We start from the raw sequence: 23,918 nt of genomic DNA on the forward strand, positions 1-23,918 counted from the left end.
ACGATGACAATGAACAAGAAACTGCTGGGAATGGCATCCATGCTGTGCGGTCTGGCGCTGCTGTCGACCACCGCCACCGCAGCCACCACGTTGCGTTTTGCTCACCCCGCGCCGCAGAGCGACCTGCAACAGGTGCTGGCCGAAGCCTTCAAGAAAGAGGTGGAGCGCGAGAGCGACGGCGAGCTTCAGGTACAGATATTTCCCAACGGCCAGCTCGGCAACGATGCCCAGATGATCGACGGCACCCGTTCGGGGATCATCGATATCACGCTATCGGGGCTCAACAACTTCACCGGCCTGGTGCCGGAAGCGGCGGCTTTTACGCTGCCGTTCATGTTCCCGGATCATGAGGCCGCCTACCGCGCGCTGGATGGCAAGCCGGGGCAGCAGGTGATGGCCAAGCTCGGCGAGTTCGGTCTCGAGGGGCTGGCGTTCCCCGAGAACGGGTTTCGCGAAATGACCAACAACCGTGGTCCGATCCGTGAACCCAAGGATCTCGAGGGTCTGCGCATGCGCGTCAACAACTCCATCGCGCTCAACGACATGTTCGAGCTGCTCGGCGCCAACCCGCAGCAGATTCCGGTCAACGAGCTCTACACCGCGCTCGAAACCGGTGTGGTCGACGCCCAGGATCACCCGCTGGGGATCGTGGTGTCGTTCAACTTCAATGAGGTGCAGAAGTATCTATCACTCACCAATCACGCCTATGCCGCGCTGACGCTGGTTATGAACAAGCGGCGGTTCGACGGCCTGACCCCGGCGCAGCAGCAGATCGTGCGCAAGGCGGCGGCAGACGCCACCCGCATGCAGCGGGAGATGAACATCCAGCGCAGCGAATCGATGGTCCGCGAGCTCGAGCAGAAGGGCATGCAGGTGAACCGGGACGTCGATACCGCGGCCTTCCAGAAGGCGGTGAAGCCGGTGTGGGACAAGTTCATCGAAGCGCACGGCGAGGCGATGATCGACGCCATTCAGCAGGCCTCCGGCCAGGCACAGTCTGACGCAGAGACCCAGAGCTGAGGTCGGCTCGCGGAGCCGAGATGAGTGCAAAACGCCGGCTCCCCGCATCGCGGGTGGCCGGCGTGCCGCTAGTAACTATACCTCGACGAGGGCGGCGGCCAGCGCCGAGCCGCTCTCGAACCAGCGATCAGTCGGCCAGTCGGCGGTAGGCTCGTCTTCGGGGATATAGCCGTAGCGCACGGCAACCGCGGTCATGCCGGCGCGGCGTGCCGCTTCCATGTCACGACGATGATCGCCGATATACCAGCAATCCGCCGGGGCGACGCCCAGCTCGCGGGCCGCGAACCACAGCGGCTCCGGATCGGGCTTGCGCACCGGCAGATCATCGGCGCAGACCAGGACACCGGGGCTCAGCGCCAACGCTTCCACCAGCGGCGCGGCATAGCGGCGCGGCTTGTTGGTAACGATCCCCCAGGGGCGCCCGTTCGCCTGCCACGTTTCGAGCAGCGGCATCAGCCCGTCGAACACGCGGCTGTGCTCGGCCACCGCCTCACCGTAGCGTGCAAGCAGGTAGCCGCGCGCTGCGGCGTGATCGGGGTGATCCAGCGCTAGCCCCAAAGCCAGGGTGACCAGGGCGCTGCCGCCGTTGGAGACCTGGGCACGCAGGGTCTCATAGGGCAGGGGAGCCAGGCCGTGGTGATCTCGTAGGCGGTTGGTCGCCGCCGCCAGATCCGGCGCGGTGTCGACCAGGGTGCCGTCGAGATCGAACAGCAGGCCGGCGGGCGGTGCCGGCTGGCTCATGCCGACGTCTCCGCACGGTACGGCTCGTCGTTTTCTCCGGCCTCGCCGCCGCTCCACTGGGGGGTGACGTGGACCATGTAGTTGACCGACACGTCGTGCGGGTCGAGGCGATAGTGGCGGGTGAAGGGGTTGTAGGTGAGCCCGGTCTGGTCGCGCAGGCGCAGCCCGTGCTCGCGGCACCAGGCCGAGAGTTCGGAGGGCCGGATCAGCTTGTGGTAATCGTGGGTGCCTCGCGGCAGCAGCCTGAGCACGTATTCGGCGCCGATGATCGCGAAGACGTAGGACTTGGGATTGCGGTTGATGGTCGAGAAGAAGAGGTGGCCGCCGGGCTTCACCAGCTTGGCGCAGGCTTCCACCACTGCGCCCGGGTCGGGCACGTGCTCGAGCATTTCGAGGCAGGTGACGACGTCGAACTCGCCCGCATGGGCCTCGGCCATCGACTCCACGCTGGCGTGGCGGTAGTCGACCTCGACCCCGGACTCCTGCTGATGCAGGCGGGCCACCGCCAGCGGCGCTTCGCCGAGATCGATGCCGACGACATCGGCACCGCGCTGGGCCATGGCCTCGCTGAGAATGCCGCCGCCGCAGCCGACATCCAGCACGCGCTTGCCGGCCAGTGCCACGTGGCGATCGATGAAGCCCAGACGCAGCGGGTTGATATCGTGCAGCGGCTTGAAGTCGCCTTCTCGATCCCACCACCGGCTCGCCAGCGCGTCGAACTTGGCGATTTCGGCGTGATCGACGTTGTCGTGTTGCGATTGTGCCATGCAGAGATTCCTTGCACTCGAGAGACTGACAGTGCCCCGGGCCGGGGCAGCATGGGCGTCGCCGCGATCCTGGCGGCGGCGCCTGGCGAATTGGAGGCATAGTCTACTATGGACGCAGACGTTGCTGGGCGCCATGCGGGGATAAAACCCCGGGGCGTTCGCTTGAAGACGCGGTGATGCGACACCGGGTGTCGACATTCTGCGACTGTGCTTTCGGCGCCTGCGCCGTTAAGCTACGGCGACAGGGGTCAGACGACCCAATATCGATTGTCACGCTTATGCACGCGGCGCGAAGCCAGGGTTCGTATGAACTATCACACCCAGGAAGGGAAGGAATAACACGATGATTCGCAAGGCTGTATTGCCCGTTGCCGGCTTCGGCACCCGCTGTCTGCCGGCGTCCAAGGCGATCCCCAAGGAGATGATCACCATCGTCGACAAGCCGGTGATCCAGTACGTGGTGAGCGAGGCGGTCAAGGCGGGGATCAAGGAGATCGTGCTCGTCACCCATTCGTCCAAGAGCGCCATCGAGAACCACTTCGACAAGCATTTCGAGCTCGAGACCCAGCTCGAGGCCAAGGGCAAGCAGGCGCTGCTCGACGAGCTGCGCAACATCATCCCCGACGACGTCAACATCATCAGCGTGCGTCAGCCGGAGGCGCTCGGCCTGGGCCACGCCATCCTGTGCGCCCGCCCGGTGGTCGGCGACGAGCCTTTCGCGGTGCTGCTGCCGGACGTGCTGATCGACGACGACAATGCGCCGCAGAACGATCTGGCCGGGATGATCGCGGCCTATGAAGCCAGCGGCAAGGCGCAGATCATGGTCGAGACCGTGCCCCACGAGCTGACCTACAAGTACGGCATCGTCGCCCTCGAGGGCGACGAACCGGTTGCCGGGCAGAGCGCGCCGCTGACCGGCGTGGTCGAGAAGCCCAAGGTCGAGGAGGCGCCGTCGACGCTGGCGGTGATCGGCCGCTATCTGCTGCCTGGCGACATCTTTCCGCTGCTGGCCGAGACCCGGCCGGGTGCGGGCAACGAGATCCAGTTGACCGACGCCATCGAGGCGCTGCGCCGTGAGTCCGGTGCCGAGGCCTACCGCATGCAGGGCCAGACCTACGACTGCGGCAGTCAACTGGGCTATCTGGAAGCCACCCTGGCGCTGGGGCGCAAGCATCCGACGCTGGGCGAGGGTTTCCGCGAGTTGGTCAAGCAATACGCAGCCGAGGAATAACGCCATGCGGGTGGTCGTACACGGTAGCGAACTGGCAGCGGCCACCGCCGCTGCGGCGCTCTGTTCGGTAGGGCACCAGGTGACCTGGATGCCCCACGCCGAGTTTCCCTGGGAGAGCCTTTCCCGGGCGGACTGGCTGGTCAGCGAGCCGGGCCTGAAGGATCAGATTCTCGCCGGCGAGGCCTCGGGGCAGCTCACCATTGTCGATCGGGTGGGTCCGGAGAGCGATGCCGAGGTGCACTGGCTGGCGCTGTCGCCGGATCAGCGCGAGGCCGCCGAGCGCTATGTCGAGGAGGTGCCAGGGCGGCAGACGACGCCCTTGGTGATCGTCAACAACTCGACCTTCCCCGTGGGGCAGACCGAGAAGCTGGAGGCACAGCTGGGCCACGCCAGCCAGATCGCCGTGGCGCTGCCGGATCGACTCGAGGAGGGGCGCGCCTGGGACACCTTCACTCGCCCGGCACACTGGCTGCTGGGTAGCGAGGACGAGTGGGCGACCCAGCAGATCCGTGAGCTGCTGCGTGCCTTCAGCCGGCGTCACGAGGTCTATCAGCTGATGCCGCGCAAGGCCGCCGAGCTGACCAAGCTGGCGATCAACGGCATGCTGGCCACACGCATCAGCTTCATGAACGAGCTGGCGGGGCTCGCCGACTCCCTCGGGGTCGACGTCGAGTATGTGCGCCAGGGCATGGGCGCGGATACCCGTATCGGTTTCGAGTATCTCTATCCCGGCTGTGGTTTCGGCGGCCCCAACTTCTCCCGCGACCTGATGCGGCTGGCCGATGTGCAGCACTCCACCGGACGCGAGTCGCATCTGCTCGAGCACGTGCTCGACATCAACGAGAGCAAGAAGGAAACGCTGTTCCGCAAGCTGTGGAATCACTTCCAGGGCGAGCTGGAAGGGCGCACGATCGCCATCTGGGGCGCGGCCTTCAAGCCGGGCACGGCGCGCATCGACCAGGCACCGGTGCTGACCATCCTCGAGGCGCTGTGGGCCCAGGGCGTCAAGGTCAAGCTCCACGATCCGGCGGCACTCCACGCGCTGGCGGAGCTCTATCCGGCGCATCCGCAGCTCGAACTCGTCGAGGGCGACTTCTACGCCGCCTGCGAAGGCGCCGACGCGCTGATGCTGGTCACCGAGTGGAAGTGCTACTGGAACCCGGACTGGCGCCGGCTGCTGCAGGCGCTGAAGACGCCGCTGATCCTCGATGGGCGCAATATCTTCGATCCCACCTACGTGGCTTCCCGCGGTTTCGTCTATCGCGGTATCGGCCGCCGCGCCTGACCACCCCGACCACCGCCGATGGCGGTGGTCTCATTCGACGTATGGCTTGGCCTGCGCGCTCACGCGCTACAGATCGAGCAGCAGCGTGACCGTCTCCCAGTTGAGCCGCGACCACAGCGCCGTGAAGTAGGCGCTGCGGTCGTCGCCGAAGTCGATGCGATACGCCTCCTCACACAGGGCGATGGCCAGCAGCGGCTTGATCCCCGAGGGCATGTCCCCCGCAGGCGTCTCCCTCAGTGTCAGGGTTTCGTCCGAGGCCAACCCCAGCCAACTGAAGCCTCCTGGCGCGGACGCGACCACGCGCTCTCTCCAGGTCGACTCGAACCGTTCCCAGTCACCGAAATCGTGTGCCAGGCGGGCCTTCAATACCGCCTCGGGTGCTGCCGGGCGCGCCGCCAAGCCGTGCCAGAACAGCGTCATCCCCCAGGCCTGGACCGCCGCCGGGCGCAGCTGCGCGGGGCCTTCGGCGGCAAGCGTCGCCAACGAGCGCGGGTCATCGGCGGCCAGGGCCGCATTCAGCGTCGTCAACTGCTGACGGTGGTAGTGGCTATAGAGCAGATCGATCTGGGCCCGTGACAGCGCCGGTTCCAGCGAGTGGCGCTCGAAGGGGAGCGCGGGGAGTTCGAATCGGACGTCTGGCGTCGCTGTCGTCGGCATGGGGCTCCTGGTCGCGTTGAAGCGTGTGGGTGGGCAGTCGTGTAGCTGTGACGTGCCGCTGTGACATGTGGCAGTGAAACGCGATTGCGCGCCGGCTAGCATGCCTGGCAAGCGCTGCCAAGCCTAGGCTTGCGGGGCGCTTTCACGTAACGTGACGCAGTGAGCGCCGGGGTCGCCCGCGTCGGCTGCGCGGCGCTCACCTCAGATCTCAAGGGAGACGCTGAATCCAGCATGCAGCGTCTCCCAAGTCTGCATCTTCATCGTTAAGGTACAAGACGGCAATGCCCCCCAATTCCGACGAGGCGCGCACCGCGCAGACGATCGTTCCCGACCGCGGCGATATGAGCGGACGCCGCGCTGGCCCGCGTGGCAGCCATGGCGCTGGTGCGTCTGCCGGGCGCCGGCCACCGCGGGTCTGGCCCTTGTGGTGCCTGACGCTGCTGCTCGGCGGCGCGCTCGCCGCCGGCGGCTGGCAGTACTGGCAGGACCGGCAAACCTTCGAGGCGCGACTCGCCAAGCTCAATCAGCGCCTCGACGCCACGGGCAATACCTTGGACGCCTCGGGCGAGAGCCTGCGCGGCGAGTTCGACCGCCTGCGCGGTCAGCTCGAGGCCACCCGCGCCGCCGTCGGCAGCCTCGAGACCCGGGTCGCCCAGGGGACCAGCGACGATCTCGAGACGCGCCTGGCCGCGCTGAAAAGCGGCCTGGACGACCAGCAAGGCGTCATCGCGGCGCTGCAGACCTCGCTCTCGGCGCTGGAGAGTACCGCCAAGGACGCCCGTGCGACGCTGGCCACCCGCCTGCAGACGCTGAGCGATACCCAGCAGCAGCAGGCGACACGGCTTGCCGAACAGGATCAGACCTTGGACGAGAACGCCAAGTCGGATCAGGCGCTGGTGGCGCGAGTGGACACGCTGGCCCAGACTCAGAAGGCGCAGGCCGAGGCACTCGAGGCGGCGCCCGGTGCAGATCTGTCAAAGCGCGTCGATCAATTGAGCACTCAGCTGGCCGACATCGACCAGCGGGTCGACGATGTCGCCGCGCGCAAGGTGCCCTCGGCGCAGTCGATCGAGCAGCTGCGTAGCGCCGTGGCGGAACTTCGCCAGGGTCAGACCGCTCTTAGTGCAGGGATCGAATCGCTGCAGTCACGTCTTGCCAATCTGCCCAAGGGGGTCAGCAGCGCGCAGATAAAGACCTTGAACGAGCGCATCGCCTCCCTGGAGGCGAGCCGTGCCCAGCTGACGCGGCGCGTCACCGGTCTGATCACCGACGTTTCTCAACTGCAGCGCCGCGGAGGCTGATGCATGCCCCAGCTCAAGGTCCTACGGACGGGACTGACGCTACTCACGCTACCCATCGTCACACTACCCCTTGCTAGTCAGGCCTGGGCGCTGGATGTGGAGGTGAAAGGCATCAGCGGCGCGCCGGCCGACAACATCGTCGATATCCTCTCCGAACTGGAGCCTGACAGCCAGGCCACCCGCGAGCGCCTCGACGGCGTGGTACGTCAGCGCGCCGAGCAGGCGCTGCAGGCGTTCGGCTACTACGGCGCGACCCTGGCCACGCACTACCCGGACAAGGACAACGCGCGGGTGGTGATCGACGTCAAGCCCGGCGAGCGCACCCGCATCACCAAGGTCGATGCCGAACTCGAGGGCGATGCCCGCCAGGACGACGCCTTCACCAAGGTGATGGCGGACAACCCGCTCAAGGTCGGCGATCCGCTGGTGCACTCGCGCTACGATGGCTTCAAGAGCCGGCTCTCGACGCTGGCGCTGGAACGCGGCTATTTCGATGCGCGATTCAGCCAGCAGCGTATCGAAGTGCGCCCGTGGGAGGAGAGTGCGCGCATCTATCTGGAGCTCGACAGCGGCACCCGCTACCGCTTCGGACACGTGCACTTCCGCGGCAGCCAGATCGAGCCCGAGCGGCTGCGCAACCTGGTGCCGTTCGCCCCGGGCGACCCGTATATCGCCGGCGACCTCGCCACGCTCAATCAGAATCTCGGCCAGACCGACTGGTTCCGTGGTGTCGCGGTGCGCCCGCGGGTCAACGAGGACACGCCCTCGTTCGCGCCCAGCCTGTGGTGGCAGGAGGCGACCGGGCGCGATACCACCGCGGACACCTCCCGCGTGCTCGGCGGACCGGGGCTGCGCGCCGCGCGCGAGCTGACCGATAGCCAGCCCAAGATAGTGCCGGTGGATGTCGAAGTGACCCCGGCCGATCGCCATCAGTTCGAGGTGGGTATCGGCTATGCCACCGACGTGGGCCCGCGTACCCAGTTCTCGTGGACCATGCCGTGGCTCAACCGCTACGGCCACAGCCTGACCAACTCGCTCTATCTCTCTTCGCCGGAGCAGCGCTTCTCGGGCGAGTACACCATTCCCCTGGCCAACCCGCTGCGCGACAGCTACCACCTGCGCTACGGCCTGGAGAGCGTCGACAACGAGGACACCAAGAGCTTCGAGAGCTCGGTGCAGCTGGCGCGGCACTGGGAGTTCGCCAACGGCTGGAGCCAGGATCTCTACTGGCAGACCACCTACGAAGACTTCACCCAGGCCGATCAGGACGACGCGGTACTGCTGCTCTATCCCGGGATCAGCTGGTCACGCACACGCAAGCGCAATCCGACCTTCCCCAGTTGGGGGGACCGGCAGCAGCTCACGCTGGAGTGGTCGGACCCCGCCTGGGGCTCGGACGCGCGCTTCGTGCGGACCACCTTCAGCACCCAGTGGATCCGTATGCTGGGCAGCGAGAACCGCTTTTTGTGGCGCCTCGGCGGCGGCGCCATGGCTACCGATACCTTCGACAAGGTGCCGCCATCGCTGCGCTTCTTCGCCGGTGGCGATCAGAGCATCCGCGGCTACGGCTATGAGAGCCTGTCACCGGAGAACGCCGACGGCGAGCTGCTCGGCGGCCAGCAGATGCTCACCGGCAGCCTCGAGTACCAGCGCCACCTCAGTGGCAACTTCTGGGGCGCGAGCTTCATCGACAGCGGCAACGCCTTCGACGACTGGTGGCCGAATACGCTCAAGACCGGTGCCGGTCTGGGCATTCGCTGGATATCACCCGTGGGGCCGATTCGCTTCGATATCGCCCATCCGTTTGACGACGAGGAGGACTCTTGGCGTCTCCATTTCTCCATCGGACCGGAGTTCTGATTCGGCTCGCGTTCTGGCTGCTACTGTGGCTGCTGGGACTGGTACTGCTGCTCGCGGGCGTGGCGCTGTCGTCGTGGGGCTCGCAGTGGCTGTTCGAGCAGGCGCAGTCGCGCGGCTGGGTTCAGGCAACGCGCTTCGAGGGCGCGCCGCTCGACGAGCTGACCATCGACGACCTGGCGCTCGACGCCGGCCCGCTGTCGCTGCGGGTGGCGCACCTGCACCTCGCCTGGGGGGACGACTGCCTGTGGAAAGGGCAGCTGTGCCTCGACGACCTCACGCTTTCCGGTGCGCGCATTCGCCTGGCGGCCAGCGAGAACCAGGCGCCGCCGCCGCAAGAGGACAGCGGTGGGGCGCTGGGTCCGATCGCGGTGCCGCTGCCGATCGAGATCCGTCAGGTACGCCTGAACGACGTGGGGGTCGAACTCGCCGACGGCACCGCGCTGCACTGGGATCACTTCCAGACCGGCGCCAGTATGCAGGGCAACCGGCTGACGCTGTCGCCGACGACCCTTGCGGGTGTCGATATCACGCTGCCCGCGGCCACCGATGACGGTCTGTCGCAGACGCTGGCGCAGGCCTCGCTGGGCGAGGGTGTGATCAGCCCCGCGGCGCTGGCGGCGGCCGAGAGCCTCTACCCATCGACATCCCCGGCATCAGCCAGTGCGAGCGAGGCACCCGACGGGCGTACGCCAGCGATGACCGGCGGCAAGGTAACCGCCGATCAGACGCCGTCTAGCGCCACACCATCGCAGACGCTGCCCCCGCTGGTGCTGTCGCCGCTGACGCTGGCCGCGGCGGCCAACGTGGCGGCGACGACGGACGCCGCCGATCCGCAGGTCGCGGCAATCGAGGAGCAGCTCCAGGCGCTGCGCCGGCAGTTGCCCGACTTTGCGCTGCCGCTACAGCTGGAGGTGCCCAGTGTGACGATCCGCGACGTCAGCCTGAACGGGCCTACGCCGCAGCGGCTCGATCGCCTGACGCTGTCGCTGGCGGCGGTCGATCGCCAGCTGGAGATTCGTCGCCTGACCCTCGAGGCGCCGGATGGCCAGGCCGAACTCAGCGCCCGGGTCGAGCTCAGCGGCGAGGTGCCGATCGCGCTATCGCTGCGTAGCCGTATCACTCGTGCGCCTCTCTATGGCCAGCAGACCACCCTCGATGTCTCCGGCACGCTGGCCGACCTGGATCTGACGCTGCACACCCACGGCGTCGCCGAGGCTACGTTGAAGGCGCGGCTGCAAGCCTTTGCCCCGGGGCTACCGTTCACCCTCGAGCTGAACGGTCAGGACCTGCGCTGGCCGCTCGCGCCGCAGCCCTTCGCCACGTTCCGCGCGCTCCCCGGGGGCCTCGATGCCAGTGCCATTCGTAGTGCCCGCGATCTCGCCGGCGTCGCGCCAGCGCCAGCGCCGGCGTCGACGCCGCAGTATCGGCTCGACAGGCTGGCACTGTCGCTGTCGGGGTCGCTGGCGGCCTACCAGGCGCGGCTCGATCTCGCCGGGCAGGGCCAGGGCCTGCCGCCGGTCACCCTCGGCGTGCGTGGCGAGGGCGACCTGCAGGCGTTCCACTGGCAGCCGCTCGAGGTCGCCAGCGACGGCGGTGAACTGCGCAGCCAGGGTAGCGTGCGCTGGACACCGCTGCTCTCGGCCAACCTGAGCCTCGACCTCAGCCGGCTGCCGCTGGAAGCCTTCACCCAGGCCGTCACCGGGCAGCTCAATGGTCAGGCCCGGGCCGCCTTCGCCATGGGCCACGACGGCGGCTGGCAGCTGGCACTGCCGCAGCTCGACATCGACGGTCGCCTGCAGCAGCGCGAGCTGCGCCTGGCGGCGAGCCTCGACGGCAACAGCGACATGGCCTGGCACATTCGCCAGCTCGACCTGCGTCAGGGGCGTAACCGGGTGACGGCGACCGGCAGCATCGACCGTGCATTGAACATCGACGGGCGTATCGATGCCCCCGCACTGGGCACGATTCTGCCTCAGCTGGCCGGCGCGCTGCGCGGCCAGTTCCAGGGTCGTGGCACGCTCGACAAGCCGAGCGTGACGCTCGACCTCAACGGCAGCGGCGTCGCCTATGGCGACAATCGCGTGGGGCGACTGACGCTGAAGGCCAATAGCACCGGCACCGCGGATCCGCAGTTCGACGTCGATCTGCAAGCGGCGGATATCGCCGCCGCCAATCAGCAGATTCGCCGCCTCGAGCTGGGCCTCGGCGGGCGGCTGTCGCAGCATAAGCTGTCGCTCGATGTGGCCGGTGGCGAGGGGCTGCCGGCATCGCAACTGGCATTGCGCCTGCGTGGCGGCCTGGACGACGCGCATCGCCACTATCGTGGCGCCCTGGCGTCGCTATCGGCGGCCACCGACTATGGCGATCTCGCGCTGCGCGACGCGCTCGATTTTAGCGCCGACCTCCAGGCCTCCAGTGTGACGCTGGCACCATTCTGTCTCGATCGCCGCCAGGGCGGCGCGCTCTGTCTGACCGAACGCATGACCGCCTCGGCCGACCAGGGACGGGCGGCGCTGGCGCTGGACGAGATTCCGATGGCGCTGCTGGATGACTTCATGCCCGAGGGCTGGCGGGTCGCCGGCAGCACCGCCGGCAAGCTCATCGCCAGTTGGTCCCGCGGTGGTCAGGCCTGGACCGCCAAGGCCGATATCGATGCCCAGGCTCAGGTCTCGGGGGTCGATGCCCGCGGGGCGCCGTGGCAGGTACCGGCGGCACGGGTGGCGTTGACCCTCGATGCCGATCAGCAGCGTGCGCGAACCGATGTCACCCTGAATCTCGCCGATGCCGGCCAGGTGCAGCTGCAGGCGCAGATCGACGACCCAGCCGGTGAGGGGCGCCTGCAGGGCCGGCTCGCCGTCGATGATCTGCGTTTCTCGCCTTACCGCCCGCTGGTCGCTGGCATCAGCCAGCTGGAAGGGGCCATCAATGGTGACGTGGCGCTCGGCGGCAGCATCGCCGAGCCGGCGCTGAACGGCAACCTGGTGATCGACGGGGTCAAGGTCAAGGGGGGCGTCTCACCGGTGGCGGTGACCGATGCCCGGCTGACGCTGGCGCTGGCCGGCCAGTCCTCGACCCTCGACGGCTACGTGCAGAGTGAGGATGGGCGCTTGGCGCTAAGTGGTGATGCCGACTGGCAGGACCCCGCCGATTGGCGCGCCAACGTCAATATCGACGGCAAGGAGCAGCCGATTCTGGTCGCCATGCCGGCCTACGGCCGCCTGCGCATCGCGCCGGACCTACAGATCCGTGCCACGCCGCAGCGGCTGCAGGTGCGCGGCGATGTCAGCGTGCCCTGGGCGCGCCTCGAGATCGGCCAGCTACCGGCCTCGGCGCAGGTACCCAGCAGCGATACCGTGATCATCACCGAAGAGCAGGATCGCCAGCAGCAGGCAGCGGCCGCCGCGCGCGCCAATGACGAGGGGGCGGGCACTGCCCAGGCTCTGGCCGAGGCCGGCATGCAGCTCGATATCCGCGTCAAGCTCCACCTGGGGCCGGATATGAAGCTCGAGGCCTACGGACTGAAGTCCGGGCTGCGCGGCGAGCTGGAGATTCGCCAGGGCACCGGGCCCGTACAGCTCTACGGCGATGTCAATCTGATCGGTGGCACCTATACCTCCTTCGGTCAGGATCTGATCATTCGCCAGGGGCAGGTGATCTTCAGCGGGCCGGCTTCGCAGCCCAACCTGCAGTTCGAGGCGATCCGTAACCCCGACACCACCGAAGACGACGTGATCGCCGGGCTGCGGGTGACCGGCCCGGCCTCGGCGCCGCGTCTGACCATCTTCTCCGAGCCGGCGATGAGCGAGAGCCGCGCGCTCTCCTATATCCTGCGCGGACGTGCGCCGGACGACAGCGGCGGGGGTGACGACGCCTTGACCTCGGCGCTGATCGGGCTGTCGTTGTCGCAGACCGGCAGTGCCGTCGGCAAGGTGGGCGAGAGCTTCGGGGTGCAGGATCTGAGCCTCGATGCCTCCGGCTCCGGCGACGATAGCCAGGTCGTGGTCAGCGGCTATGTCTTCGATGACTTGAAGGTGAGCTATGGCGTCGGCATATTCTCTCCCATCGCCGAGCTGACCCTGCGCTATCGCCTGATCCAGAACCTCTACCTGCAGGCGGTATCGGGGGCGGCGCAGGCGCTGGATCTCATCTACACCTTCAGTCTGGGCCGCAGCGGCGGCCCCTGAGGATCGCGGCCACGCGCCGGCGCGGGTGGGCAGGCTGGACATGCCGCTCACCCGCGACCACCAGGAGACACACCATGTTCAAGCAACGTCCCGCTACGCTCCCCGATGCCAGCCAGGCTCTGCCGGGCCGCGACACGCCGCTGGCCATCAGCGGCGTGCACCGCGTCAGCGGCGCCTCGATGCTGCCGCCGTTTCCCGCCGGCAGTCAGGAGATCGTGCTGGGTCTCGGCTGCTTCTGGGGCGCCGAGCGGCTGTTCTGGGAGCTCGATGGCGTACTGGTCACGGCGGTGGGCTACGCCGGTGGCGTCACCCCCAACCCGACCTACGACGAGACCTGCACCGGAATGACCGGCCACGCCGAGGTGGTGCGGGTGGTGTTCGATCCCCAGCGGCTGTCGCTCGAGCAGCTGCTGGCGGTGTTCTGGGAGGCCCACGATCCGACCCAGGGCATGCGCCAGGGCAACGATCTCGGCACCCAGTATCGTTCGGCGATCTATACCCTCGACGACGACCAGCGCGAGATCGCCGAGGCGAGCCGCGATGACTACGCCGAAGCGCTGGCCGCGCGCGGCCTGGGGCCGATCACCACCGAGATCGCTCCGCTGGAGACCTTCTATTATGCCGAGGAGTATCACCAGCAGTACCTGGCCAAGAATCCCAACGGCTACTGCGGGCTGAAAGGCACCGGCGTGAGCTGCCCGATCTCGGCCTGAGGGACTTCTCTATCCGAGGCCGATCAAGCACCGCTCAACGCCTCCCCATGCACGGGGCCGGTTCGACCGGCCCCGCTCAGCGATGCACGACTCTCTCCGCACTCATCTCTCTGCACTCTGCACACGTCTTTCTGCACTTCTTTGAGCTGCGTTCACCCCTCGCGCTGCTCAGCGACCCTCGAGTGTCGAGTGCATTGCCGTCCGCATCGTCGTTTCCCGCTGTGGTATCCACGCCAGCAGTTGCTGGCCTACGCGACGCGACAGCCATGAGCACAAGCGCCCGTCACGTCGCTCGACATAGCCTACGTGGCCGCCATGGCGCGCCACTTCCACACGCGTGCTCGCCGAAGGCACGGCAATTCGCGCCAGCAGATCGCTGGGCATGAACGGGTCGTCACTGGCATGCAGGATCAGCGTGGGTACCTCGATCTCGCCCAGCAGCGGGCCGGCCGAGGCGCGGCGATAGTAGTCGCTGGCCGAGGTGAAGCCGTGCAGCGGGGCGGTCACCGCATCGTCGTAGTCCCAGAAGGTGCGCAGGGCGGCGAGCCGTTTGGGCGTCAGCGCCAGCGGGAAGGGGGCGCTGGCCATGCGCATCGCGACCTTGCGCTTGAGCTGGCCCAGCAGATAGCGCTGGTAAAGCCGTGCGGCACCACGATCCAGGGCGTCGGCACAGGCGGCCAGGTCGAGCGGGGCGTTGATGGCGATGGCGCCACTCAACCCCAGGTCATCGCGGCCCTGCTCGGCGACCAGCTTGAGCAGCATGTTGGCCCCCAGCGAGACCCCGGCGGCGACCATCTCCGCATGCGGATAGCGCTGGGCGAGCTGGCCGATGAGCCAGTAGGCGTCGGCGGTATCGCCGGAGTGATAGGCGCGGGGCAGGCGGTTGGGCGCCGCCCCGCAGCCGCGAAAGTGCATCAGTAGCGGCCGAAAGCCGAGCGTGCTGGCCTGGTAGAGCAGTTCACGCGCATAGGGTGAGTCGAACGACCCTTCCAGGCCATGGAACAGCAGGAAGATCGGTGCCCGCGGGTCGCGCGGGGCCGGTTCCGCCCAGGCCAGCTCGACGAAATCGCCATCGGGGAGATTGACCACTTCAGTGCGCCGGGCCAGCGCCCGTTTGGGCAGCAGGCGCGGCAGCAGGGTCTGCAGATGGCGATTGCGCAGGGCGGCGGGCGGATCGAAGGCCGCGGAGAACGCCCACGGCTGCCTGTCGGTCGCCATCACCGCGCGTCGAGCGCCGAGGCCGGGGTCAGGTTGGCATGCCCCTCGGCGGTGATCAGAACGTTGTCCTCGATGCGAATACCGCCGTGATCGGTGAGCCGGTCGACCCGATCCCAGTCGACCGTCTGGCGCTCGCTACCCTCGCGGAAGGGGGCGAGCAGGAACGGAATGATGTAGAGCCCGGGCTCGATCGTCACCACCATGCCGGGCGCCAGTGTCCGCGTCAGGCGCAGTGCCGGGTCAGCCGTCGGCGGTGGCAACGGGGTGCCGCTGGCATCACGCTGAAGACCACCGACATCGTGCACCTGCACGCCCAGGCTGTGACCCAGGCCGTGGGGGCAGAAAGCCCGCGTCAGGCCGCTGGCCACCGCGGCCTCGGCGCTGCCCCGGACGATCCCGGTATCAGCCAGCAAATCGCCCAGGTAGTGGTGCATGCGCTGGTGCAGGGCGACGAAGTCGACCCCCGGCGCCAGTTCGGCGATCAGGCGCTGCTGAAACGCGGTGACTCCTTCGATCAGCGGCGCGAACAGCGGGTCGGCGTCGAGTGCCGCCCAGGTACGCGTGATGTCGGCGCAGTAGCCGGCGTGGCGGTGTCCGGCATCCACCAGCAGCGAACGCAGGGTATCCGGCGCATGGGTGGCGTAGTGCTGATAGTGCAGAGTACCGGCGTGGGCATTGATGCCGACGATGTTCTGATAGGCCAGTTCGCTTTAGCGCTGACGCGTGGCCGCGAGATAGGCGAGCTGGATATCCAGCTCGCTGGCGCCGGCGGCGAACGCCTCGCGAGCCGCGGCGTGGCCGGCGAGGGCCTGCCGATTAGCCAGGCGCAGGCAGTCGCTCTCGTAGTCGTCCTTGTAGAGCCGCAGTTCATCGAGCGCGTGCAGCAGGCTGGGCGGATTGAGCGTGGCGGTAGCGGGCACGGCATCCGCGGGCACGTCGCCGAGCACTGCCACACGCGGCTGGGCGCCGATCAGCGCTGCTGCCGTGGTCGGCTGGGAGAGCGGCGTCGGGTCGAGACACGCGGCGCGCACCCCCTGTGGCGGGGGTGTCGGCAGGTGCCAGAAATCGGTCGGTGCGTAGTAGAACCAGCGCGGCGTGGTGCCGGGGGCGATCCACAGCCACTCATGCTGGTGGTGAGGGGCGCCGGTCCAGTGAACGAAATGCCCGAAGGCGCTGAAGCTGCACTCCTGGTCATCGCCATACTGAGGGCGAGCGTGGCCGCTGTAGATCAGCACGGCATCGAAACCGCTGTGTTCGAGCAGCTCGGCGTAGGCTTGCTGCAGGCGGTCGAGGTGAGCCCGGTGGGCGCTATCGCGATCGGTGGAGGTCATCGAGTCCTTCCTGAAGTTGGGCCAGCGTGTCGTGAAGTGCCGGATGGCGGCCATCGTGACGGAAATAGAGACGGATCGACAGCGGCACGTCCCAGCGACGGTCGCCGGCGCGGGTCAGTTCGCCCTGGGCCAGCGCCTGGCGCACGGTGCGGAAGGGCAGCCAGCCCAGGCCATAGCCCTGCAGCACCAGCTCGCGGATATTGGAGGTCTGCACGCTCTCGTTGAGGGTACTCAGATGGACCTCCTGGCGCGAACGGTCCCAGTGTGCCCTGAGCGCGGCGGCGATCAGTCCACTGGCATGATAGGCGATATGCGGCAGCGGGCGGCGCTTGTCACCGGGCAGGCTGAAGCGTGGCATGCCGGCGCCATCGGCGGCGCTCACCGGTACCAGCAGCTCCTCGCCCAGTGTCAGGTAGCGCAGGCCGCTCAGATCCAGGTCCAGGGCCATGCGCCCCTCGGGCCAGTAGCAGAGCGCCAGATCCACCTCGCCGCGTTCGAGCGCTTCGACATAGTCGCCGATCAGCCAGCTGGTGGCGCGCAGATAGGGCTCGATCCGGGCGTGGAGTGCGTGCTGCTCGAGCCACCCGGGCACGAAGTGGGTGAGCAGGCTCTGCGGTGCCGCCAGTCTGAGGCGCCGGGTGGCGTCGTGATGCAGATGCTGCAAGCGCTCGCGGGTCACCCGCACCCGCTCGGTGATCTGCTTGCACAGCGTCAGGAACTCTTCACCCGCCGGGGTCAGGCTGAGCGGCATCGTCTGGCGGTTGACCAGGGTCGCGTCCATCGCCTCCTCGAGCAGCTTGATGCGGCGCGAGAAGGTCGGCTGCGTCACGTTCTGCTGTTCGGCAGCCCGGGAGAAGTGGCGGGTTTCGGCCAAGACGATGAAGTCTTCCAGCCAGCGTAGTTCCATGCGGCTCTCTGTGATGAATCGAACTGTGGTGAATCGAATTGTGGTGGACCGAATTCAAGGACGTGGTGCCGTCATGATCACGGTCGCGGGTGCGCCTGCGCGTCCCTCTGCACGGCGCCTGCGTCGAGGGCATGGCAGGCGACCGCGTGCCCGTCACCGAGTGCCTGCAGGCGTGGTGGCTCCCGCGCGCAGCGCGGCGTGGCCAGGGGGCAGTGGTGGCTGTAGACGCAGCCCACGGTGGCCGCTATGTCAGCGGGTGTATCGGTGCTGGCGGCGGTGCCCTGGGCGCCAGCCTCGTCGAAACGCGGCCGCGCTGCCAGCAGCGCTCGGGTGTAAGGGTGGCGCGGTGCGCCGAAGATCTGTGCTGCCGGCCCGACCTCGCACAGCGTGCCGCGGTAGAGCACGGCGACATGGGTCGCCAGATACTCGACCACGGCGAGATCATGGCTGATGAACAGATAGGTCAGGCGGCGGGCGAGCTGGGTGTCGACGAGCAGGTTGAGCACCTGAGCCTGGACCGAAAGATCCAGCGCAGACAGCGGCTCGTCGGCGACGATCAGCTCCGGTGAGACGCTCAGCGCCCGGGCGATGGCCACGCGCTGGCGCTGTCCGCCGGAGAGTTCGTGGGGGTAGCGCTCGCCCCAGCCGCGATCGAGCCCGACGTCGCTCATCAGGGCTTCTACCCGCTCGCGCACCTGCTGGCGTGATGCCTCCGGGAAGTGCACATGGATCGGCTCTTCCAGTGCCTGGGCGATACGCAGACGCGGATTGAGCGAGGCATAGGGGTCCTGAAAGATCATCTGCATGCGCCGGCGATAGCGCTGGCGCTGACGTGCCTCGAGATGGTCGATGCGCGTCCCGGCATAGTGCACCTCGCCTGCCTCTGAGGTCAGCAGCCCCATGATCAGGCGTGCCAGGGTCGACTTGCCGCTGCCCGACTCGCCCACCACGCAGAGCGCATCGCCGCGCCAGAGTGTCAGGCTGACCGCGTTCAGAGCCTGGATATCCATAGGCCGGCGCCGGCCGAACACGCCCCGCGGCAAGCGATAGCGGTGGCTCAGCGCGCGCACCTCGAGCAGCGGCGGCGCGATATCCGCGGGCTCGCCGAGGGCAGCGAGCGAGGAGTCCGCGGCGGATGCTGGCGTGGCACGCGCGTCAGCCGAGCGATTCATCGTGCACCTCCGCTGAATCGACCGCCTCGTGGTCGATCATTTCATGGGCGATCAGCTGCGCCACCCAGTGGCAGGCGACTTCGCTGCCGCTGCTGGGGATGAGCCCGGGGGATATCCCCTCGCAGCGCCGGCGCAAATCGTAGTCCCCTGCATGACGGTAACGGCAGCGTGGATGAAAGGTGCAGCCGGTGGGCGCTGCGCCAGGCGCGGGCGGGCTGCCGGGGATCGGGCGCAGCGGTGCCCGCGGCGGATACATCTGCGGCAGCGCATCGATCAGCGCCTGGGTATAGGGATGCTGGGGGTCGTTGATCACTTCACGCGTCGGGCCGCTCTCGACCACCCGACCGGCGTACATCACCAGCACGCGCTGGGTCAGCTGCTGGATCACCGCGAGATCGTGGGAGATCACGATCAGGCTCAGGTCGAGAGTCCGGCAGAGTGAGGTGAGCAGGGCGACGAGTTCGGCCTGGGTGGTGACATCCAGCGCGGTCGTGGGCTCGTCGGCGATGATGATGTCCGGGTCGAGCAGCAGCGCCATGGCGATCACCACCCGCTGACACTGGCCACCGGAGAGCTGGTGCGGATAGCGTGAAAGCTGACTCTCCGGCGCTTCGAGGCCCACCTGGTGCAGCCGATGCAGGACCATCCTGCGCGCCAGACGTCGGGAAAGACGCCGATGGGCGCGTAGGGTCTCGTGCATCTGCTGGCCCACGGTGAACAGCGGATCGAGCGTCGTGCGGGGGTCCTGGAACACCATCGCCATGCGCCGGCCTCGAATGGCGCGCCAGCGCCGCTCGGAGAGTGTGGTCAATTCGCGCCCTTCGAGGCGGATGCGGCCGCTGGCGATGCGACCCGGTGGCGCCAGCAGATTGACCAGACTGAAACCGAGTACCGACTTGCCCGCACCGGACTCACCGACGATGCCCAGGCACTCGCCGCGCCCCAGGTGAAAGCTCACCCCGGCCACGGCCTTCAGCACCGTCCCGGGCAGCGTGAAGTGCACGCTGAGATCGTCGACTTCCAGCAGTGCCATGCGCGCTATCCTCCCCTCGATCTGAGGGCGACGGGTACCCGATACGGGTCGAGATGCTCGCGCCAGGCGTCACCCAGCAGATTGACCGCCAGCACCGTGAGAACCAGATAGGCCCCGGGCAGCAGGGTGATCCACCAGGCCCCGGACTGCAGATAGTCGAACCCGGACTTGATCAGCGACCCCAGCGATGGCTGGGTCTCGGGCAGGCCCAGGCCGAGAAAGGAGAGTGCCGCTTCGGCCATGATCGCCTGGCCGATCTGGGCCCCCGAGATCACCAGCAGCGCCGGCAGGGTATTGGGCAGCAGGTGGCGCAGCACGATGCGCGGTGCCGAGAAGCCCAGTACCCGCGCCGCTTCGATGTACTCCTTGCGCTTTTCCGCCATCACGCTGGCGCGCACCGTACGCGCATAGAGCGGCCACTCGCTGAGACCAATGATCAGGATCAGCAGCCAGATCCCGTAGTGGCCGTAGAAGGCGCCGCCGAAAGCGGCCTTGACCACGGCCCCGATCACGATCGCCATCATCAGGGTGGAAAACGCCAACTGGACGTCCGCCCAGCGCATCAGCAGGGCGTCGAGGCGCCCACCGCGATAGCCGGAGAGCAGCCCCAGGGTCACTCCCAGCAGCAGCTGCAGCAGCACCGCGCCGAGGCCGATCGCCAGCGACACCCGCGCGCCGTAGAGCATCAGCGAGAGCAGGTCGCGGCCCTGGATATCGGTGCCCAGCGGGTGGCCGGGCAGGCTGTCGGCGAGCCACCACGGCGGGCGCAGGGAGTCGCGCAGCTCGACCTGGGAGAGATCGTAGGGGTCACTGGGCGCGAGCCAGGGGGCCATCAGCGCCGCGCCCGCGAGAAGCAGGAATAGGCCCAGGCACAGCCATAGCCGGCGACGCCGCGCGAGGCTGCGCAGCGCGCTCGCCAGCGGACCCGACGACACCCTCGAGGAGGCCGGATTCACTGGATACCTCCTGGCGCCACGACCCGAGGATCGAGCAGCCGGCAGCAGAGATCGACCAGAGTGTTGATCAGTAGAAACAGCACGCCGGCCACCAGCAGATAGGTCACGATCAGCGGGCGGTCGCCGCGCTCCACCGCATCGAGGAACATCAGCCCCACCCCGGGCCACTGGAACACGCTCTCGACCAGCAGGGTATAAGCCATCAGTGAACCGAGCTGGATGCCACCCAGGGTCACCACCGGCAGCAGCGCATTCTTGAGTGCATGGCGGGCGTAGATCCGCCATGGTGACAACCCGCGGGCGCGGGCGAAGCGGATATAGTCGCTCGCCAGCACGCGGCGCATCTCGGTATGGATCAGACGCACGAATAGCGGCAGCATGCCCGCGGCCAGCGACAGCGCCGGCAGGGCGAGATAGGCGAGCCCCTGCCACGAGGCGAAGTTGGTCGCCCAGCCGCCCCACAGCGCTACCGGATTGCCGCGCCCATAGGCGGGCATGCCACCGAGGCTGGCCAGCCAGCCCGCGGAGTCGCCGGACGCAGCGCTGGAAAGGCCCAGTGAGAATACCTGGATCAGTAGAATGGCCGTCAGGAACACCGGCAGCGAGACGCCCAGTGCCGCCAAGCGCAGGATCAGGCGCGCCCCGGCGGCGTGTGGCTTGATCGCGCTGTAGATTCCCAGCGGCGCGGCGAACAGGGCGGTGAGCAGCCCGCCCGCGATCACCAGCTCCAGGGTCGCCGGCAGGTAGCCGAGCACCACCTCGAGCGCCGGGCGATGGAAAAAGCTCGAGGTGCCGAAGTCGAGTCGCAACAGCTGTCCCAGGAACTGCAGATAGCGACGCCAGGCTACGCCGCTGCCGTTCGCATCCGCGCCGGGCAGGGCGTCGCGCAGCAAGAAAGCGATCAGGCTGATCGCCAGCAGTACCCCTACCGCCTGTAGCAAGCGCTTGAACAGAAAGCGCGTCATCGACATCCAGCGTCTCTCCTTTCCCCAGCGCGTACGCTCAGCGGCTGTGGGTCTCTGTGGCGCGCGGTGTCACCACCACATCACCCAGGTAGGGCATGTTCATGACGTTGAGCACCGGCTCGATGGCGACCCGATCTGACGCCGCCCAGGCCAGATTCTGCCAGTAGAGCGGGATGAACGGGGCGTCGGCATAGACCATCGCTTCGGCCTGGCGCAGCATGCTGGTGCGCCGGCGCATGTCGGTCTCGCTGTTGGCCAGCGCGACCAGCGAGTCGAGCTCCGGGTTGCAGTACTCGCTGGCATTGTACTGGCCGGTGCCGCTGCGGCTATCGGGGCAGAAGGTGAGGTATTCGAAGAAGTTGGCCGAGTCGCCGGTGTCCGAGTACCACCCCATCATCATGATATCGGCGGCGCGGCGGTCGTATTCCGTCCAGTACTGATTCTTCGGCAGCGTCTTGAAATCGACCCGGATATGGATCTTGGCCAGCATCGCTGCCACGGCCAGCGCTACCTGCGCGGTCTGGGCGTCGTTGACATAGCGGTTGTTGGGCGCCATCAGGGTGACTTCGAAGCCATCCGGATAACCGGCCTCGCGCATCAGGCGTCGGGCCTTGGCCAGATCGTAGCGCGGTGTGAGCTGATCGTCGTGCCCGGCATACCCCTCAGGGGACATCTGCGCCGCCGGGGTGACGAATCCCTCGAGTAGGTGCTTGGCGATCGCGCGCTGATCGACGGCGTAATTCATCGCCAGGCGCACGCGGCGATCGCGGAAAGCCGGCACCCGGCGCTGATTGAGTTGCAGCAGGGTGATGCGTACCCCGGGCATGGTGACCAGATCGATCCCGGGGGCGTGATCGAGGCGGCTCAGGGCGGTGGCCGGCACCGGCGCGATGAAATCGACATCGCCGGCCAGCAGGGCCGCCACCCGAGTCGCACTCTCACCGATCGCCACCTCCGAGAGGTGCTCGACATTGCCCGGCGAGGCGTGATCCCAATAGTCGGGGAAACGTGTCAGCTCGATCCGCGCGCCGGGTTGAAAGCGGGTGACCTCGAACGGCCCGGTACCCGACATATGGCGCGAGGCGAAGGTATCGCCACCCTTGACGATCGCCGCCTTGTTCTGACTCTGGCCGTCAGCGGTAGTCGCCGGGCGCTCGCCACTGTAGAAGCGGCTATCCATGGGAAAGATGTAGGTCGCCAGGTTGAGCAGCAGCGGAAAGGGGCGTCGCGTATGCAGGTCGACGGTGGCATCGTCGACCACCGTGACGTCGACGATGGGGGCGAAGATCGCCTTGAAGTCGGGGCTGCGCTTGAGCCGCGCCACGGTCCAGGCAACATCGCGGGCGGTGAAAAGGTTGCCGCTGTGAAAATGCACCCCACGGCGCAGGTGCAGGCGCAGGGTGGTGTCGTCCAGACGCTCCCAGGACGTGGCGAGGCGCGGTTCTAGCCCCAGGTGGCGGTCCCAGCGTACCAATGGGTCGAACACCAGGTGCGCCAATCTGAGCACGCCCACCGTGAGCTGCTCATGAATATCCAGCGATACCGGCAGGGTGTCGTAGGCCACGTCGAGGGTGACATCGTCGGCACGGGCCGTCGCCGAGAGCGCGCAGACGCAGAGCAGGAGCGCGCTCAGGAGCCGCCATCGTCGCGCCTTGAAAAGAGCGGCTTGCCGGGCTTCGAACCGGTTGCTGTTGCGCATGCGTGCCTCATCGAAGTGCTTGTCTATTGTCATCGATCGGCGACGTGGTGATCGCTCCAGTCGCTCAGCAGGCGCCTGGCATGATGCGGATGGTGCCGGTCTGGTCGGCACGCGATACGGTGCAGCCGAGATCGTTGACGCGGCCATCCTTGAGCCCGTAGACCCAACCGTGCACCGACAGCGGCTGTTCGCGCTCCCAGGCGCGCTGGATGATCTTGGTCCGGCACAGATTGGCGACCTGCAGGCGGACGTTGTGCTCACACAGGCGGTCCACCTGCTCATCCAACGGCAACGCCTCGAGTTCGCGCTTGTGCTGCTGGTACAGCTCACTGACGCTGTGCAGCCAGTAGTCGACGATACCGTGCTCGCCGCCGGTGATCGACGCCTTGACCCCACCGCAGCCGTAGTGGCCGACCACCATGATGTGCTTGACCTTGAGCACGTCGACGGCGAACTGCACCACCGAGAGGGCGTTCATGTCGTTGTGATAGATCAGATTGGCGACATTGCGGTGAACGAAGACCTCGCCCGGCGGCAGATCGACGATCTGGTTGGCGGGTACGCGGCTATCGGAGCAGCCGATCCACAGATAATCGGGGTTCTGCTGCTGGGAAAGGCGCGTGAAGAAATCGGGATCCTGCTGCTGGATGCTGTCCGCCCATTGACGGTTCTGCTTGAGGAGCGTGTCGATGCTCATGGAGGTCACCTGAAACCTGAAGGGAGACGGACGCTGGACGCCGCACGAAGGGAAGAATTCTAGGCTATTCCGATCGGTATGCGTAGTGAGATACCCGGGAAGGGGAATTGGGCCATGTCGAGAAGCGCAGATGAGATACCCGGGGAGCGCGCGCGTGAGCCGACTATGCTGGAGCGATGAC

At 67.4% G+C, this 23,918-nt stretch carries 20 protein-coding genes; 7 read left to right on the forward strand and 13 right to left on the reverse strand.

The annotated features are described in order from the left end of the window. The first annotated feature begins 9 nt into the window (after window positions 1-9). On the forward strand, window positions 10-1,020 hold the full coding sequence (locus QO259_RS08395) for a DctP family TRAP transporter solute-binding subunit (RefSeq protein ID WP_285952480.1): 1,011 nt from the start codon (window positions 10-12) through the stop codon (window positions 1,018-1,020). 75 nt (window positions 1,021-1,095) lie between these two features. Here the strand turns inward: QO259_RS08395 and QO259_RS08400 are convergent, their stop codons facing one another. Both QO259_RS08400 and ubiG read right to left on the reverse strand, forming a co-directional pair. Further along, window positions 1,096-1,761 (reverse strand): HAD-IA family hydrolase, encoded by a 666-nt coding sequence (locus QO259_RS08400; protein ID WP_285952481.1) that lies wholly within the window; start codon window positions 1,759-1,761, stop codon window positions 1,096-1,098. After that, window positions 1,758-2,528, reverse strand: coding sequence for a bifunctional 2-polyprenyl-6-hydroxyphenol methylase/3-demethylubiquinol 3-O-methyltransferase UbiG (gene ubiG, locus QO259_RS08405; protein WP_285952482.1), 771 nt, complete (start codon window positions 2,526-2,528; stop codon window positions 1,758-1,760). Before ubiG ends, QO259_RS08400 begins: the two co-directional genes overlap by 4 nt. A 343-nt stretch (window positions 2,529-2,871) precedes the next feature. Between ubiG and galU the strand changes: the two genes are divergently transcribed. Together galU and QO259_RS08415 are read left to right on the forward strand one after the other, a co-directional pair. Then, window positions 2,872-3,759: a UTP--glucose-1-phosphate uridylyltransferase GalU gene (gene galU / locus QO259_RS08410; protein ID WP_285952483.1), complete on the forward strand. Its 888-nt coding sequence runs from the start codon at window positions 2,872-2,874 to the stop codon at window positions 3,757-3,759. A 4-nt stretch (window positions 3,760-3,763) separates the two neighbouring features. Next, window positions 3,764-5,044 carry a nucleotide sugar dehydrogenase gene (locus QO259_RS08415; RefSeq protein ID WP_285952484.1) on the forward strand — a complete coding sequence of 427 codons (1,281 nt, stop codon included), beginning with the start codon at window positions 3,764-3,766 and terminating at the stop codon, window positions 5,042-5,044. Window positions 5,045-5,110: 66 nt separating this feature from the next. Here QO259_RS08415 and QO259_RS08420 read toward each other — a convergent pair whose 3' ends face one another. After that, window positions 5,111-5,701, reverse strand: a complete 591-nt coding sequence (locus QO259_RS08420; protein WP_285952485.1) for a superoxide dismutase — start codon at window positions 5,699-5,701, stop codon at window positions 5,111-5,113. 281 nt (window positions 5,702-5,982) lie between these two features. On the opposite strand from QO259_RS08420, the gene QO259_RS08425 reads away from it, so the two are divergent. The 4 genes from QO259_RS08425 (at window position 5,983) to msrA (ending at window position 13,759) form a co-directional block, all read left to right on the forward strand. After that, window positions 5,983-7,002: a hypothetical protein gene (locus QO259_RS08425; protein WP_285952486.1), complete on the forward strand. Its 1,020-nt coding sequence runs from the start codon at window positions 5,983-5,985 to the stop codon at window positions 7,000-7,002. A 3-nt stretch (window positions 7,003-7,005) separates the two neighbouring features. Then, entirely contained in the window at window positions 7,006-8,862 is a 1,857-nt protein-coding gene (gene tamA, locus QO259_RS08430) for an autotransporter assembly complex protein TamA (protein WP_285952487.1), read from the forward strand. Continuing rightward, window positions 8,826-13,046: an autotransporter assembly complex protein TamB gene (tamB, locus tag QO259_RS08435; RefSeq protein ID WP_285952488.1), complete on the forward strand. Its 4,221-nt coding sequence runs from the start codon at window positions 8,826-8,828 to the stop codon at window positions 13,044-13,046. Before tamA ends, tamB begins: the two co-directional genes overlap by 37 nt. Window positions 13,047-13,120: 74 nt before the next feature. Beyond that, a complete protein-coding gene (gene msrA / locus QO259_RS08440) occupies window positions 13,121-13,759 on the forward strand; it encodes a peptide-methionine (S)-S-oxide reductase MsrA (protein ID WP_285952489.1) in 639 nt (212 codons plus the stop codon). 168 nt (window positions 13,760-13,927) lie between these two features. Here msrA and QO259_RS08445 read toward each other — a convergent pair whose 3' ends face one another. From QO259_RS08445 to can, 10 genes are all read right to left on the reverse strand, one after another. Continuing rightward, window positions 13,928-14,977: a hydrolase gene (locus QO259_RS08445; RefSeq protein ID WP_285952490.1), complete on the reverse strand. Its 1,050-nt coding sequence runs from the start codon at window positions 14,975-14,977 to the stop codon at window positions 13,928-13,930. Continuing rightward, window positions 14,977-15,681 carry a M24 family metallopeptidase gene (locus QO259_RS20255; RefSeq protein WP_353057328.1) on the reverse strand — a complete coding sequence of 235 codons (705 nt, stop codon included), beginning with the start codon at window positions 15,679-15,681 and terminating at the stop codon, window positions 14,977-14,979. The genes QO259_RS08445 and QO259_RS20255 overlap by 1 nt, the downstream gene beginning before the upstream one ends. Before the next feature lie 6 nt (window positions 15,682-15,687). Continuing rightward, window positions 15,688-16,308, reverse strand: coding sequence for a hypothetical protein (locus QO259_RS20260; RefSeq protein WP_353057321.1), 621 nt, complete (start codon window positions 16,306-16,308; stop codon window positions 15,688-15,690). Further along, window positions 16,286-17,215 carry a LysR family transcriptional regulator gene (locus QO259_RS08455; protein WP_285952491.1) on the reverse strand — a complete coding sequence of 310 codons (930 nt, stop codon included), beginning with the start codon at window positions 17,213-17,215 and terminating at the stop codon, window positions 16,286-16,288. The genes QO259_RS20260 and QO259_RS08455 overlap by 23 nt, the downstream gene beginning before the upstream one ends. Window positions 17,216-17,292: 77 nt before the next feature. After that, window positions 17,293-18,387, reverse strand: coding sequence for an oligopeptide/dipeptide ABC transporter ATP-binding protein (locus QO259_RS08460; protein ID WP_285952492.1), 1,095 nt, complete (start codon window positions 18,385-18,387; stop codon window positions 17,293-17,295). Beyond that, the gene (locus QO259_RS08465; RefSeq protein ID WP_285952493.1) at window positions 18,371-19,420 is read right to left on the reverse strand and encodes an ABC transporter ATP-binding protein; all 1,050 of its coding nucleotides are present in this window, start codon (window positions 19,418-19,420) and stop codon (window positions 18,371-18,373) included. Before QO259_RS08465 ends, QO259_RS08460 begins: the two co-directional genes overlap by 17 nt. Window positions 19,421-19,425: 5 nt before the next feature. After that, window positions 19,426-20,340 carry an ABC transporter permease gene (locus QO259_RS08470; protein ID WP_285952753.1) on the reverse strand — a complete coding sequence of 305 codons (915 nt, stop codon included), beginning with the start codon at window positions 20,338-20,340 and terminating at the stop codon, window positions 19,426-19,428. Window positions 20,341-20,372: 32 nt separating this feature from the next. Then, window positions 20,373-21,347, reverse strand: a complete 975-nt coding sequence (locus QO259_RS08475; RefSeq protein WP_502949136.1) for an ABC transporter permease — start codon at window positions 21,345-21,347, stop codon at window positions 20,373-20,375. Between the two features lie 31 nt (window positions 21,348-21,378). After that, the gene (locus QO259_RS08480) at window positions 21,379-23,040 is read right to left on the reverse strand and encodes an ABC transporter substrate-binding protein (protein WP_285952494.1); all 1,662 of its coding nucleotides are present in this window, start codon (window positions 23,038-23,040) and stop codon (window positions 21,379-21,381) included. A gap of 64 nt (window positions 23,041-23,104) precedes the next feature. After that, window positions 23,105-23,737 carry a carbonate dehydratase gene (gene can / locus QO259_RS08485; protein ID WP_035473387.1) on the reverse strand — a complete coding sequence of 211 codons (633 nt, stop codon included), beginning with the start codon at window positions 23,735-23,737 and terminating at the stop codon, window positions 23,105-23,107. Window positions 23,738-23,918 lie beyond the last annotated feature (181 nt).

Source organism: Salinicola sp. JS01 (genome assembly GCF_030284585.1).
Taxonomy (GTDB): Bacteria; Pseudomonadota; Gammaproteobacteria; order Pseudomonadales; family Halomonadaceae; genus Salinicola.